This window comes from Streptomyces pseudovenezuelae (assembly GCF_001513955.1).
Taxonomy (GTDB): Bacteria; Actinomycetota; Actinomycetes; order Streptomycetales; family Streptomycetaceae; genus Streptomyces; species Streptomyces pseudovenezuelae.
Genome location: NZ_KQ948145.1, coordinates 899975 through 915057 on the forward strand (window position 1 = coordinate 899975; position 15083 = coordinate 915057).

General features: G+C 72.2%; 12 protein-coding genes. 9 read left to right on the top strand and 3 right to left on the bottom strand.

Annotated elements, in window-relative coordinates; translation table 11 throughout:
- Position 1: 1 nt before the first annotated feature.
- Entirely contained in the window at positions 2–1204 is a 1203-nt protein-coding gene (locus AQI94_RS11485; RefSeq protein ID WP_031056881.1) for an FAD-dependent oxidoreductase, read from the bottom strand.
- Positions 1205–1270: 66 nt separating this feature from the next.
- A complete protein-coding gene (locus AQI94_RS11490) occupies positions 1271–2509 on the bottom strand; it encodes a carboxylate--amine ligase (protein WP_031056878.1) in 1239 nt (412 codons plus the stop codon).
- Positions 2510–2783: 274 nt separating this feature from the next.
- Here AQI94_RS11490 and fahA point away from each other — a divergent pair, with 274 nt between their 5' ends.
- From fahA to AQI94_RS11530, 8 genes are all read left to right on the top strand, one after another.
- The gene (gene fahA, locus AQI94_RS11495; protein ID WP_031056876.1) at positions 2784–4019 is read left to right on the top strand and encodes a fumarylacetoacetase; all 1236 of its coding nucleotides are present in this window, start codon (positions 2784–2786) and stop codon (positions 4017–4019) included.
- Positions 4020–4207: 188 nt separating this feature from the next.
- On the top strand, positions 4208–5149 hold the full coding sequence (locus tag AQI94_RS11500) for a M56 family metallopeptidase (RefSeq protein WP_031056874.1): 942 nt from the start codon (positions 4208–4210) through the stop codon (positions 5147–5149).
- Between the two features lie 215 nt (positions 5150–5364).
- Complete coding sequence (locus AQI94_RS11505) at positions 5365–6150, top strand: GntR family transcriptional regulator (protein ID WP_031056872.1); 786 nt, start codon at positions 5365–5367, stop codon at positions 6148–6150.
- Between the two features lie 41 nt (positions 6151–6191).
- Positions 6192–6419, top strand: coding sequence for a 4Fe-4S dicluster domain-containing protein (locus tag AQI94_RS11510; RefSeq protein WP_020120576.1), 228 nt, complete (start codon positions 6192–6194; stop codon positions 6417–6419).
- A gap of 16 nt (positions 6420–6435) precedes the next feature.
- Positions 6436–7773, top strand: coding sequence for an ABC transporter substrate-binding protein (locus AQI94_RS11515; RefSeq protein ID WP_031056869.1), 1338 nt, complete (start codon positions 6436–6438; stop codon positions 7771–7773).
- Positions 7770–8651, top strand: coding sequence for an ABC transporter permease (locus AQI94_RS11520; protein WP_031056866.1), 882 nt, complete (start codon positions 7770–7772; stop codon positions 8649–8651). Before AQI94_RS11515 ends, AQI94_RS11520 begins: the two co-directional genes overlap by 4 nt.
- Positions 8635–9402: an ABC transporter ATP-binding protein gene (locus AQI94_RS11525; RefSeq protein WP_031056863.1), complete on the top strand. Its 768-nt coding sequence runs from the start codon at positions 8635–8637 to the stop codon at positions 9400–9402. The genes AQI94_RS11520 and AQI94_RS11525 overlap by 17 nt, the downstream gene beginning before the upstream one ends.
- 11 nt (positions 9403–9413) lie before the next feature.
- Positions 9414–12206 (top strand): fumarate reductase/succinate dehydrogenase flavoprotein subunit, encoded by a 2793-nt coding sequence (locus AQI94_RS11530; protein ID WP_031056860.1) that lies wholly within the window; start codon positions 9414–9416, stop codon positions 12204–12206.
- 48 nt (positions 12207–12254) lie between these two features.
- On the opposite strand, the gene recQ is transcribed toward AQI94_RS11530, so the two are convergent.
- The gene (recQ, locus tag AQI94_RS11535; protein WP_031056858.1) at positions 12255–14273 is read right to left on the bottom strand and encodes a DNA helicase RecQ; all 2019 of its coding nucleotides are present in this window, start codon (positions 14271–14273) and stop codon (positions 12255–12257) included.
- Positions 14274–14522: 249 nt separating this feature from the next.
- Here recQ and AQI94_RS11540 point away from each other — a divergent pair, with 249 nt between their 5' ends.
- On the top strand, positions 14523–15077 hold the full coding sequence (locus tag AQI94_RS11540; RefSeq protein ID WP_031056856.1) for a hypothetical protein: 555 nt from the start codon (positions 14523–14525) through the stop codon (positions 15075–15077).
- Positions 15078–15083 lie beyond the last annotated feature (6 nt).

The window sequence follows — 15083 nt, forward strand, 5'->3', positions numbered from 1 at the left end:
ATCAGCCGTGGGCCGCCGCCAGGTGCCGGGCCAGCCGCGGTGAGGCGAACTCCGTGCCGCACACGAAGCGCATCACCGGGCCGTAGGAAGCCGCCGCCGGCAGGCCCGTGAAGTACAGGCCCGGCACGGAGGAGACGTACCCGGCGCCGAGCCTGGGCGTGCCCCGGCTGACCGCGAGGGCGGTGCGCAGTTCATGCCCGAGGAAGTCCATCGCGGCGAGGTCGACGCGGTAGCCGGTGGCGGCGATGACGTGGTCGGCGTCGAGGCGGTCCGGCGACTTGGCGGGGGTGAGGACCTCCAGGGTGGGGCGGCCGTCGACCGTGTCCGCCTTGAGGATCCGGTCCACCTCGGTGACCTGGACCTTGCCCTCGAAGCGGTCGCGCAGCCACCACGCGCCGAGCGGTCCGAGGACCCGCCGGACCAGGTAGTGGCGGGCGCCGGCCGGGAGCCGGCGGTAGGGGTGCGGGTAGTAGGTCAGGGCCCACAGCGACCAGGCGCGGCCGAAGGGCGACTCCGGGCGCAGCCGCGGCTGCTTCCACGGCGGGGCGCCGAAGTCCACGCTGCCGCGTCCGCGGGCGACCACCCTGACCCGGGCGCCCGCCTCCGCCGCGAGCACGGCCGTCTCCAGCGCGGACTGGCCGGCCCCGACGACGATCAGCTCCTTGCCGGAGTATCGGCTGAGGTCGTGGTGCTGGGAGCTGTGGGAGACGGGGGCGGCGGGGGCGGGGCCGTCGGGGGCGGCGGCGGACAGCTCCGGGGGCAGGTGGGACAGCCCCGACAGACCGGTGGCGACGACGACCGCGCGCGCGGTGAACGACTCCCCCGAGTCCAGCTTGAGCTGGAAGCCGCCGCGCTCGCTGCGGTCCACGGACACGACCCGCACCTGTTCCAGCTCGGGCACCAGCTTCTCCTGGAACCACTGGCCGTAGGCGATGAAGGTCTCCACGGGGACGATGTCCTCGTCCGTCACCAGCCGGCGGATGCCGGCCGCGTCGCAGTAGTCGACGAGGGTGTGCCCGCGCTGCGGCGCGTCGAGGTTGGAGGCGGCGGGGGTCGACTTCAGGAGCATGCCCGCGGGCATGTGGTCGCGCCAGCTGACCATGGGGTCGCCGAAGACGCGCACGGGGATGCCGCGTGCCCGCAGATGGGCCGCGGTCGACAGGCCGAAGGGCCCGGCGCCGATGACTGCTACCGGTTGGATCACGAAGTCCCTCCCCAGGACGTCACTTCGTCACTTCGTGGTGGTGCCGCTGTTCCGTGGTGCCGCTGGTCAACTGGTCTTTCTGCCGCGCCGGTCGGTGCGCCACAGCTGGTAGAGATGTTTCGCGCCGGGCCGTACGAAGCGCCCGAGCATGGTGAGGAACGGCAGCGGGTCGTCACCCGCGAACCAGGCCAGTTCGGTCCCGCTGGGCCGGGCCGGCGCGTGCGGGGTCGTATAGCCGCTGCGGCGGTAGGCGAGCAGGGCGGGCAGGTCGATGTTCTCCACGACATAGCGGTGACCGGCCCGCTGTTCCCCCTCCGGAACGGCCCGCCCGGTCAGGTCCAGGTGCATGGCACGGACGACGTCCACCCCCGACTCGCTCTCGAAGAGCCGGAACTGGGCGCCCATGCGGGGGTTGAAGTCGAGCAGTTTGTACTGGCCGTCGCGCCGGTCGAAGCGCAGGTCGAGGTCGATGATGCCGGTGTAGCCGATCTGCTTGACGAAACGGGCGGCGAGGTCCGCGAGTTCCGGGTTGTCGACGACGTAGGCGTTGGCCGTCATGCCCGCGTGCGGTGGCCAGGAGCGCACCTTGACGCCGGTGAACAGGGCCAGCGGGGTGGAGTTGTCGTCGAAGTAGGCGTGCACGATCCAGTCCTCCGCCTCCTCTCGAGGCAGGTACTCCTGGAGGATCACCCCGGGCCGCTCGCCCCAGTCACGGGCGAGGGCGAGCAGCCCTTCACGGGTGGCGATGCGTGTGGTGCCGGCCACCGCGGGCCGTCGGCGCCGTACGAACGCCTCGCGGTTCTTGGCCACCACGGGGAAGCGGGCCGTCTCGGCGAAGGCCACGATGTCGTCGTACGACCGCGGGAAGACGGCCCGCGGGCTCGCGATCCCGTGTTCCACGCACAGTTCGTGCAGGCCCTGCTTGCTCGCCAGCCGGCGGGTGAGGCCGGGCTCCACGCGCGGGAAGAGGAACCGGCCGCACAGGTCGCTCTGGTGCTCGGCGATCAGGACCGCCGCCTCCTCGTCGGTCGGCACGAGGACGGCGGGGCGGCCGATGCGGCGTCCGATCCGGATCAGTCCCTCGACCAGCCGGCCCGGGTCCTCGGTGCCGGTCGTCGGCCAGACGAAGGCGCGGGTGAGATAGCGGGAGGCGGCCGCAGGTGTGCAACGGTCCTCGGTGATGGCGTACATGGGCACCCCGAGGCGGCCCAGGCTGCGGATCGCGCCGACTCCGCCGTGGTGCAGCGGGTAGTCGCCGAACTTGACGATCAGGGCCGGGACCTCACGGTCGGCCTGGAACGGCACACTGCTCGCGCTTTTGGCCACGGTCCCCCCACGCGTCCCCCCACGGACGCGACCCCACCCATCCCGTCCGTGCTCGCAAAGGACGCTAAGCCGGAATGGAAGCCTCCGACCGTCCCTTAACAGGACATTGCTAACTCTTTAGCCACATCGCCAACCCTTCAGACACTCCCGTGACCGGCGACTCGGACGTAACGTGTGGCCCGACCACCCGGACCGCAACGTGTGCCGCGACCTTCCGGTCCGCACGGCATGCGCGAGAGTGAGGCAGCACCCCATGCCCCCCTTCGATGTCCCCTTCGACCTGCCCGAGGGCGATCCCTTCGGCCCGCACAACCTGCCGTACGGCGTCTTCTCGCCCTCGGGCTCGGCCGAGCGGACCGTCGGCGTCCGGCTCGGCGACCACGTCCTCGACGCGGGCGCGGCCGCCGCGGCCCTGGGCTCCCCGTACGCCTCCCTGCTCGCCCGGCCCTCCCTGGGCCCGCTCCTCGCCGCCGGGCGCACCGCCTGGTCGGACGTGCGGCGCGCGCTGACCGCGTGGGTGACGGTGCCGGCGCACCAGGAGGCGATCGCGGGTTTCTTCCACCCGCTGTCGTCCGTCGACCTCCACCTCCCCTTCGAGGTCGCGGACTACGTCGACTTCTACGCCTCCGAGAACCACGCGCGAAACGTCGGCCAGATCTTCCGCCCCGACGCCGCGGACTCCCTGACCCCCAACTGGAAGCACCTGCCGATCGGTTACCACGGCCGCTCGGGCACGGTGGTGGTGTCGGGGACCGATGTCGTGCGGCCTTCGGGACAGCGGAAGGCTCCCGCCGACGCGGCTCCCGTGTTCGGGCCGTCCGTGCGGCTGGACATCGAGGCGGAGGTCGGCTTCGTGGTCGGAACGCCGTCCGAACTGGGCCGCCCGGTCGGGCTCGGCGACTTCCGGGAGCACGTCTTCGGACTGTGCCTGCTCAACGACTGGTCCGCGCGGGACATCCAGGCCTGGGAGTACGTCCCCCTCGGCCCCTTCCTCGGCAAGTCCTTCGCCACGTCGGTGTCGGCGTGGATCACCCCGCTGGACGCGCTGGAGGAGGCACGGGTGGCGCCGCCGGAGCGGACGCACGAACTGCTGCCGTATCTGGACGACTCCGCTGCCGACGTGGAGCCGGGCGGCTACGACCTGCGGATCTCCGTCGCGATCAACGGCCACGTGGTCTCGGAGCCGCCCTTCTCCACCATGTACTGGACGGCGGCCCAGCAGTTGGCGCACATGACGGTGAACGGGGCCTCGCTCAGGACGGGCGACCTGTACGGCTCGGGGACGGTGAGCGGGCCCTCCGCGGCCGAGCGGGGATCGCTGCTTGAGCTGACCTGGAACGGCCGGGACGTGCTGGAACTCCCCGACGGGAAGCGGACGTTCCTGGAGGACGGGGACGTGGTGACGCTGTCGGCGTGGGCTCCGGGTCCGGACGGGGTCCGGGTGGGGCTCGGGGACGTGGTGGGACAGGTGGTGTCCGGGGGCGTGTGAGGCGTCCGGGGTCGCACGAGAAGGGGACGTGTGAGGCGTCCGGAGTCGCACGAGTCCTGCCGCGGGGCCGCCACTCACGGCATACTGGCGGCGGGCGGCATGCGTGGGACGACGTACCGACCGCCCAGCAGCGCCTCACCACACCGCCCCACCTCCCCTGTCTCCGATCAGGATCCGGAGCCCGTGGCATGACTCTCTGCCTGCTCCTGCTGAGCACCGTCGCCGTCGCGGCCGCCGTGCCGGTGCCGCGCGCGCTCACCCGGGCCGCGTGGCCCGAACGGGAACCGGTGGTCGGGCTGTGGGTGTGGCAGTGCCTGGTCGCGACCGTGCTGCTGTGCTGCCTGACGGCGCTGGTCCTCGGGGCCGCGGCGGTCTTCCACACGGTCCGCGACCATGTGTTCGCCCCGGCGCCGCCGGCCGTGACCGCGGCGTACGACCTGTCGGCCGCGCCGTTCTGGGCGGTCGCCTCGACCCTTCTGCTGGCCGCCGGTGCCGCGTGGACCACGGCGATGCTGGCCCGTGAGCTGGTCGAGGCCCGGCGGCGCCGGGGCCTTGCCCGGGAACATCTGCGGGAGCGCGCGCCGGACCTGCCGGCCGGACTGGGGACGGCGACCCGCGGCCCGCTGCTGGTGCTGGAGGACGAGTACCCGGACGCCTGGTGGATGCCGGGGAGTCCGCCCCAGCTGATCGTGACGACCGGCGCGCTGCACCGGCTGACCGACCACCAGCTGGACGCGGTCCTCACCCATGAGCGCGGCCACGCGCGGGCCCGCCACGACTGGCTGCTCCATCTGTCGACGGCGCTGGCCACGGGGTTTCCGCGGGTGCCGCTGTTCGCCCACTTCTGCGACCAGACGCACCGGCTGGTGGAGCTGGCGGCGGACGACACCGCGTCACGGCGGTGCGGGCATCTGACGACGGCGCTGGCGCTGATCGAGCTGAACCAGCATCGAGGGGTGCTGTCGTGCGCGTCCAGTCATCGGCTGCTGGGTGAGCGGGTGGACCGGTTGCTGGAGCCGCCGCCGCGGTTGCTGCGCAGGCAGCGGGCGCTGACGTCCGCGACGGCCGCGCTGGTGCCGTTGCTGCCGTTGCTAATCGTTTTTGGGCCGGGGTTGTCGGCGCTGGCGTAGGGCGGGTCGGTTTTTCGGCTGCGGGCCGGTGGGGGCCGATCGCGCAGTTCCCCGCGCCCCTGAGTGGGTCGACTCGCGCCCGCTTTCACCTCCAGGTGGCACATCTCACCCCACAGGCCCGGAAACCGCAGGTCAGGAGCGAACCCGACACGCCGTCAGGTGGCGCAACAATCCGGCAACACAGCATTTCCTACCAGGTCGGTATGGTTCCAGCCATGTCAGCCACCGATCGTATCCGGGAGCACGCCGGCCAGGGCGCGACCACCGTCGCCGCCCGCGCCCGGCGCCGGCTGCGCGCGGACCAGGCACGACAACTCGCCGACCTCCTCCGCCACCAGATCCTCACCGGCGGCTTCGAGGCCGGCACCCTCCCCCACGAGACGACCCTCGCCACCGACTACCGCGCCTCCCGCAACACGGTCCGCCAAGCCCTGGACCTGCTCCGCGCGGAGGGCCTGGTCGACCGCCTCCCGGGCGTCGGCACCGTGGTCGTCGGCCGGAAGTACCCCCACGGCCTGGACCGTCTGATGGGCCTCGCGGAGACCCTGCGCGAACACGGCACGGTCACCAACGAGGTCCGCACCATGGGCCCCGCCCCCGCCCCCCACCCGGTGGCCCGGCGCCTCCAGGTCGCCCCCGGCACCGACGTCCTCTACATCGAACGTCTGCGCCGCCTGAACGGCCTGCCCCTCTCCCTCGACCTCACCTACATCCCGCTCGACCTCGGCACCGCCCTGCTCGGCGCCGACCTGGAGAACACCGACGTCTTCCGCCTGCTGGAGACGATCACCGGACAGGGCCTCGGCCACGCCGAGATCACCCTGGAGGCGGTGAACGCCGACACGCACTCCGCCGCCGTGCTGGAGGCCCCGCGCGGCGCGGCCGTCCTCATGCTGGAACGTCTCACGCACCTCGCCGACGGCCGCCCGGTCGACCTGGAGTTCATCCGCTTCCGCGGCGACCGCATCACCATGAGCGGCCTGCTGCACCGCTCCCTCTGAATTCTTCCGCCCTCTTTCCGAGCCGTTTCCTGGAGACAGCCATGCCCTTGGTGCCCCAGCGGGCCGACGTGCCCGTGACCATCGACGAGTCGAAGTGCATCGACGGCTGCACGCTCTGCGTGGACATGTGCCCGCTGGACTCCCTGGCCATCGACGACAGCAGCGGCAAGGCCTACATGCACGTCGACGAGTGCTGGTACTGCGGCCCGTGCGCGGCTCGCTGTCCCACCGGAGCCGTCACGGTCAACATGCCCTATCTGCTCCGGTGAGAGGTCCCGAACTCCCGTGAAACACAAACCAGTTGTCGCCGCCCTGCTGTTGCTGGCGCCGCTGACGGCCTGCGGCAGCGCCCAGGCGGGCGACGGCTCCACGGTCACCGTCACCGTCGGCTACCAGTCCAGGACCATCAACACGGTCACCGCCGGCACCCTGCTGCGCTCCCTCGGCTACTTCGAGAAGGAGCTCAACGCCCTGCACGACGGGAAGACCTACAAGGTCGACTGGCAGGACTACGCCACCGGCGCCCCCATCACCGCCCAGATGACCGCCGGGAAGATCGACATCGGCTCGATGGGCGACTTCCCGCTCCTCATCAACGCGGCCCGCGGCAAGCAGCTCGGCAAGCCCACCCGCCTGGTCTCGGTCACCGGCTACAACCTCCGCGGCGGCCTCAACACCATCGTGACCTCCCCCGACTCGAAACTCGCCTCGCTCAAGGACCTGCGCGGCAAGAAGGTCTCCACCAGCGTCGGTTCCGCCGCCGACGGCACCCTGGTACGTGCCCTCCAGCGCGCCGGCATCGATCCCGACCAGGGCATCGAGAAGCTCAACCAGCAGCCCGCGGTCGGCGCCTCGGCCCTGTCGGCCGGCAGTACGGACGCGCTCTCCCAGTTCGTCGCCTGGCCCGGCCTGCTCGCCTTCCAGGGCAAGGCGAAGGCCCTGTACGACGGTGCCGAGCTGGACCTGCCCACCTTCCACGGCGTCACCGCCCGCGAGGACTTCGCCGAGAAGCGCCCGGCGGTCCTGGAGGCGTTCCTGAAAGCCCAGGCCGAGGCCACCGACTACCTCGACGACCACCCGGTCGCCGCCGCCGAGTCGGTCGCGAAGGCCACCGGCCTGCCGGCCGAGGTCGTCTACCTCTACAACGGCGCCCACGGCATCGCCACCTTCGACCCGGCGATCAAGCCGCAGCTGGTCTCCGCGCTGAAGCAGGACGTCTCGGTGCTGAAGGCGGCCAAGCTGACCGGTGACATCGACGTGGACTCCTTCGTCGACGACCGGTACGTCAAGAAGGCCCTCGGCCCCGGTTACGCGGCCCGCCTCGCCGCGAAGCCGTCCGCCGCCGCGAGCGAGGTCTGGCCCAAGGGCGCCTCCGCGACCAAAAGCTTCAAGTCGCCCTCGGAGCTGCTGACGTACCTCTCCGCGCACCGGGACGGCATCCGCGCCGCCTACGTCCCCGACGCCACCACCGGCACCCTCTGGTTCGCCGACAAGGCGATCTGGGTGGCCGACGGCGACCGGCTGCTGCCCTTCGTCGCCCCGGAGACCGCGCGGGCCTACGTCTCCGCGCACGGCGGCGCCCGGATCGTCACGTACGCCGACGCGCTGGAGCGGGCGTCGTGAGCCGGCCCCTGCCGAAAGCCGGCCGGTACGCGCTCCGGGCCGCCTCCCTGGCCATCGCCCTCGGCGTGTGGCAACTGCTGACCAGCCTGGACATCGACCTGTGGCTGCGGTTCTCGCAGTTCCCCACGGTCACGGACGTGGCGAGCGCCTTCGCCGACCGGCTGTCCGGCCCCGACTACTGGACGGACCTCACCGACAGCCTCACCCGCATCCTCACCGGCTTCCTGCTCGCCGCGGTCCTCGGAGTGGCGACGGGTGTGCTCGTCGCGCGCTCCCGCCTCGCCGAGGACCTCCTCGGCCCGCTCCTGGAGGTCCTCCGCCCGATCCCGGCGATCGCCCTGGTCCCCGTCGCGATCCTGCTGTTCCCCTCCAACGAGCAGGGCATCGTCTTCATCACCTGCACCGCCGCCTTCTTCCCCGTCCTGGTCTCCACCCGGCACGCGGTCCGCGCGCTGACCCCGGTGTGGGAGGAGGCGGTGCTGACCATGGGCGGCGGGCGGTGGCGGATCCTCGTCTCGGTCGTCCTGCCGGGCGCCCTGCCCGGCATCTTCGGCGGCCTGTCCGTCGGCATCGGCGTCTCGTGGATCTGTGTGATCTCCGCCGAGATGATCTCCGGCCAGTACGGCGTGGGTTACCGCACCTGGCAGGACTACACCGTGGTCGACTACGCGGGCGTCTTCGTCGGCATGGTCACCATCGGCGTCCTCGGCTGGCTCACCTCCACGGCCGTGGAACTCCTCGGCCGCCGCCTGACGCGGTGGCTGCCGAGGACCTCGTACGCCGGCGGGCGCACCCCGCGGCGGGCACGCGACACCCGGTCCGCCGTGCCGGTCAGCCCCAGGGCCAAGGAGGGCATCCCCCATGACCAGCTCGTCTGACCTGCGTGGCCGCTCCGGCACCGGTGCGGCACTGGCCCTGCGCGGTGCCACGCTGGGACGGCCCGACGCACCCGTGCTCGACGCCGTGGAACTCGACGTGGCCCCCGGCGAGATCCTCACCGTCGTCGGGCCCTCCGGCTGCGGCAAGTCGACCCTGCTGCGCACCCTGGCCGGCCTCCTGGCTCCCCTCTCCGGCCAGGTCACCCAGGACTCGCGTCCCCTGACCCGGCCCTCGGCCGACCGCGCGCTGGTCTTCCAGGAGGACGCCCTCCTGCCCTGGCGCACCCTGCGCGCCAACGTCGAACTCCCCCTGGCCGTCAAGGGCCTGTCGCGCACCGAGCGCCGGGCACAGGCCGAGTCCTGGCTGGCCCGGGTCGGACTCGCCGACCAGGCCCGGCAGTTGCCGCACCGCGTGTCCGGCGGGCAGCGCCAGCGTGCCCAACTGGCCCGCGCCCTCTCGGGCGCACCCCGCGCCGTCCTCATGGACGAACCCTTCGGCGCCCTCGACGCCCAGACCCGCGCCGGCATGCAGGACCTGCTGGTGGAGGTGCTCCGGGGCACGGGCGCGACCGTCGTCTTCGTCACCCACGACGTGGACGAGGCCCTGTATCTCGGCGACCGCGTGGCGCTCCTCGGGGGCGGCCGCCTGACCGCCGTGCGCGAGGTGCCGCGCCCGCGCGACCGTACGGCGCACGACGATCCCGCGCGCGTGGCGCTGCGGCGCGAGGTCCTGTCCTCGCTCGGAACCTGAAAGGCCTCCCCGTGACCACGCCCTCCGTGAACACGCCGCTCGAGATCCCCGCCCTCACCGACGCCGAGGAGATCCGCTGCGACGTCCTCGTCGTCGGCGGCGGCACCGCCGGCACCATGGCCGCCCTGACCGCCGCCGAGCACGGCGCCGACGTGCTGTTGCTGGAGAAGGCCCACGTCCGGCACTCCGGCGCCCTCGCCATGGGCATGGACGGCGTCAACAACGCGGTCATCCCCGGCCGTGCCGAACCCGACGACTACGTCGCCGAGATCACCCGCGCCAACGACGGCATCGTGGACCAGTCCACCGTCCGCCAGACCGCCACCCGCGGCTTCGGCATGGTGCAGCGTCTGGAGTCGTACGGCGTGAAGTTCGAGAAGGACGAGCACGGCGACTACGCGGTCCGCCAGGTCCACCGCTCCGGCTCCTACGTGCTGCCGATGCCGGAGGGCAAGGACGTCAAGAAGGTCCTGTACCGGCAGCTGCGGCGGCGCGAGATGCGGGAGAAGATCCGCATCGAGAACCGGGTGATGCCGGTGCGGGTGCTCACGGCCGACGGGCGGGCCGTGGGCGCGGTCGGCTTCAACACCCGCACGGGCGGCTTCGTCACGGTCCGCGCGGGCGCGGTGATCCTGGCGACCGGCGCCTGCGGCCGCCTGGGCCTGCCCGCCTCCGGCTACCTCTACGGCACCTATGAGAACCCGACCAACGCGGGCGACGGCTACGCCATGGCCTACCACGCGGGCGCCGAGCTGACCGGCATCGAGTGCTTCCAGATCAACCCGCTGATCAAGGACTACAACGGCCCCGCCTGCGCCTACGTCGCCAACCCCTTCGGCGGCTACCAGGTGAACAGACACGGCGAGCGCTTCGTCGACTCCGACTACTGGTCCGGCCAGATGATGGCCGAGTTCGCCGCGGAGGTCGCGTCCGACCGCGGCCCGGTCTACCTGAAGCTCAGCCACCTGCCCGAGGAGTCGATCTCGTCCCTGGAGTCGATCCTGCACTCCACGGAACGGCCCACCCGCGGCACCTTCCACGAGAACCGCGGCCACGACTACCGCACCCACGACATCGAGATGCACATCTCCGAGATCGGCCTGTGCGGCGGCCACTCGGCCTCCGGCGTCCGCGTCGACGACCACGCCCGTACCACCGTCCCCCGCCTCTACGCCGCCGGCGACCTGGCCTGCGTCCCGCACAACTACATGATCGGCGCGTTCGTCTTCGGCGACCTCGCGGGCGCGGACGCCTCCCAGTACGCCCCGTACGAAGGGGAGTTGCCACCCGACCAGCTCCGCGAGGCGCACGAACTGATCTACCGCCCGCTGCGCAACCCGGACGGCCCGCCGCAGCCCCAGGTCGAGTACAAGCTGCGCCGCTTCGTGAACGACTACGTGGCCCCGCCGAAGTCGGGCGCCCGTCTTTCGCTGGCCCTGGAGTCCTTCGAGCGGATGCGGGAGGACATCGCCGCGATGGGCGCCCGCACCGCGCACGAGCTGATGCGCTGCGCCGAGGTCTCCTTCATCCGCGACTGCGCGGAGATGGCGGCCCGCGCCTCGCTGGCCCGCACGGAGTCCCGCTGGGGCCTCTACCACGACCGTATCGACCACCCCCATCGCGACGACACCTCCTGGTTCCACCACCTCGATCTGCACAAGTCCCCCTCCGGTGCGATGGAGTTCACGGCCCGGCCCGTGGCTCCCTATCTGGTCCCGATCGACGAGTTCACCCCGGTCGGCGGCCCCTCCCGGCACCTCGGCGAGGTGCACGCCGAGGAGGTGGCGACGGCGGGGGCCCGCGAGCTGACCCCGGTCGCCACCGGGCGGCACGGCGACACGGGGGACACGGGCGCCCCGGCCGACCGTCCCGGTACGGACACGGGGACTCACGCCCCGGACTCACCCGCCCCGGTCTCGTCCCGTCTGCTCGGCCTCCTCGACCTCGCCGAACAGGAACCCGAACTCGCCGCCCTGCGGACCTACTTGTCCGACCCCGACCCGGCCGTACGCCGTACCGCCGTCACGGTCCTGACGGAGACCACGCCACCGGGGACCGGGCCCGTCCTCGCGCGGTCCCTCACCGACCCCGACCCCGGTGTCCGCGCCGCCGCGGCCGCGTCCCTGCGCGAACTCGTCGAGACGCTCCCGCCCGAACCCGCCCTCCGCGAAGGTCTCGCCGCCGCCCTGGCCGAGTCCGACCCGGTCGTCCGCGCCGCCGCCCTGGACGTCCTGCGCGCCCTGCGCCTCGGCGACACGGAGCTCTTCGCCGGGTCCCTCACCGACTCCGTCATCCCCGTCCGCATCGAGGCCGTCCGCGCCCTCGTCTCGGTGGACGCCGCAGAGGAACTCGCCCGCGCGGCCACCACCGACCCGTCCCGCGAGGTCCGCGTGACGATCGCCAAGGCACTGGCGACGGTGTGGGCCGAACGTCCGCTGGACATCGCCCTCGACGCCCTGGCCCGTCTCGTCGAGGACCCCGACGCCCTGGTGCGGGGGGCGGCCTACGGAGCGCTGGGCACCACCGGCTGCCCCGCGCCCCTCGCAGCCCGCGCCGTCACCGCCCTGTCGGAGTCCGCCTGGCAGGTCCGGTCGGGTGCCGCGACAGCGCTCGCCGCCGCCACCCCGGACGTCGCCGTCCCCGCGCTCGCCAAGGCACTCGCCGACCCGAACGCCGACGTCCGCAAGGCGGCCGTCCTCGCCCTGACCCGGCACACGGACACCGCCGACGCCCGCACGGCCCTGGCCACGGCGACGACGGACTCGGACGCGGACGTCAGGGCGTATGCGGCCCGGGCGTTGTGACGTGCCGCCGGACACCTGCGCCTGTGACGCGCCGGAGTCCGGCGGTGGCTACATCCAGTCGTCCTCGGGCTCCGGTTCCGCGTCCATCTCGGGCCAGTGATCCGCGCCCGGATCGGCGCCCGGATCCGCGTCGCCGGTCTGGGCCGGGGGTTTCGCCGGCGCGCCGCCCCCGGCCAGTCCGGCGAGCACCTCGACCACACCCTCCCCGTATGTCGCGAGCTTCTTCTCGCCGACCCCGCCGACGCCCCCGAGCTGCGTCACCGAGGTGGGCCACACCGTGACGATCTCCCTGAGCGTGGCGTCGTGGAAGATGACGTACGCCGGGACGCCCTGCTCGCGGGCCTGCTCGGCGCGCCAGGCCCGCAGTGCCTCGAACGCCGGCACCAGCGCCTCGGGCAGCTCGGCCACCGCGGCCTTGGCCTTGCCCCGTCCGGAGGAGGACGAGGAGCCGGCCTTCGCGCTCGCCGGCTTCTTCGGCTCCTTGCGCAGCGGCACCTCCCGCTCCCGCCGCAGCACCTCACCGCTCGCCTCGGTCAGTACCAGCGTGCCGTAGTCCCCCTCGACCGCGAGCAGCCCCTGGGCGAGCAACTGCCGTACCACCCCTCGCCATTCGCCCTCGGAGAGCTCCTCGCCGATACCGAACACCGACAACTGGTCGTGGTCGAACTGGATGACCTTGCCGGTGCGCTTGCCGAGCAGGATGTCGACGATCTGCACGGCCCCGAACTTCTGCCCGCGCTCCCGCTGCAGCCGCACGATCGTGGAGAGCACCTTCTGGGCCGCGACGGTGCCGTCCCAGGTCTCCGGCGGGGTGAGGCAGGTGTCGCAGTTGCCGCAGCCCGCGGGCTCCGGCTCCTGTCCGAAGTACTTCAGAAGCTGTCCGCGCCTGCACTGCGCGGTCTCGCAGAGCGCGAGCATCGAGTCCAGGTGGGCGGCGGCCCGGCGCCGGAACGCCTCGTCGCCCTCGCTCGACTGGATCATCTTGCGCTGCTGGATGACGTCGTTGAGGCCGTAGGCCATCCAGGCCGTGGACGGCAGTCCGTCCCGCCCCGCGCGGCCCGTCTCCTGGTAGTAGCCCTCGACCGACTTGGGCAGGTCGAGGTGGGCCACGAAGCGGACGTCCGGCTTGTCGATGCCCATGCCGAAGGCGATGGTCGCCACCACCACCAGGCCCTCCTCGCGCAGGAAGCGGGACTGGTGGGCGGCGCGGGTCCCCGCGTCCAGGCCGGCGTGGTACGGCACCGCCTCGATGCCGTTGCGGGACAGGAACTCGGCGGTGGCGTCCACCGACTTGCGGGACAGGCAGTACACGATGCCCGCGTCGCCCGCGTGTTCCTCCCGCAGGAACGCGAGGAGCTGCTTCTTGGGGTCGGCCTTGGGGATGATCCGGTACTGGATGTTGGGCCGGTCGAAGCTGGCCACGAAGTGCCGGGCCGTCGGCATGTTCAGCCGCTGGGTGAGCTCCTCGTGCGTGGCACGGGTGGCCGTCGCGGTGAGCGCGATCCGCGGTACGTCGGGCCAGCGCTCGCCGAGCACCGACAGTGTCAGGTAGTCGGGGCGGAAGTCGTGGCCCCACTGGGAGACGCAGTGCGCCTCGTCGATGGCGAAGACGGCGATCTTGCCGCGGGAGAGCAGGTCCTGCGTGGCGTCGAGGCGCAGCCGCTCCGGCGCCAGGTAGAGCAGGTCCAGCTCCCCGGCCAGGAACTCGGCCTCCACCACGCGGCGCTCGTCGAAGTCCTGCGTGGAGTTCATGAACCCGGCGCGCACGCCGAGCGCCCTGAGCGCGTCCACCTGGTCCTGCATCAGCGCGATGAGCGGTGAGACGACGATGCCCGTGCCCGGTCTGACCAGGGACGGGATCTGGTAGCACAGCGACTTGCCGGCGCCGGTGGGCATGAGGACGACGGCGTCCCCGCCGGCCACCACATGCTCGATGATCTTTTCCTGCTCGCCGCGGAAGGCGTCGTATCCGAAGACCCGGTGCAACGTGGCCAGTGCCTCGCTGTCGCTCGCGTCCGGTGTCCCGGTGATCCCTGGCATCTCGCTGATACCGCCCATCCCGCCCATAGTCCCGTCCCCCGTACGTCGTCCCTCGACCACTGCCTCCACGATAGGGGCCGGGACCGACAGCGTCGGAGTTATCCACAGGCCGGGCCGGTTACCTTGCGTGGTCATTCGATCGGCCGACGTCACATGGCGCACTCGTTCGAGGCGGGACAAGCTGCTGAAGCGGGCTGGGGAGACCCGCCCTCCTCCCGACCGTCGGCGCCTCGCACGCGCCTCTCTCCCGCCTCAAGCGTCTCAAGGAGAACCACGATGGCCCCTCGGCCCCTGAAGGCAGTGCTCACCGTCGCGGCGGCAGCGGCCTTCTCGCTGACCGCCGTCCCCGCGCAGGCAGCGGACCCGGACCCGTCGGTCTGGACGGAGCTGTCCAAGACGTACGGGGTCACCGGCGCGTACGCCTACGAGCCGTACGCCGTGGCCGACGGCTTCACCCCGACGGCCTGTGCGCCCGGCCTGGGCTACCGCTACGTCAACGAGCAGAACGTCGGGCAGACCGACCCCGAGAAGCCCGCGGCTCTGCTCTACGAGGACGGCCCGTACGGTCGCCGGCTGATCGCGGTGGAGTGGATCGCGAGGGCCGAGTCGGGTGTCGCCGCACCGGCGATGTTCGGTCAGACCTTCCAGAAGCCGGTCGACGTGCCGGACCTGGGCTCCAGCTACACCCTGCGTGCCTGGATCTACAAGACGAACCCCAGTGGTCTCTTCAACCCCACACACCCCGATGTCACGTGCGCGGCGGACCAGGATTCCGACCCTGACCTGGCTCCTGACCTGACCCCGGACATGGATCTGGACCTGGACCTGTGACCGCGT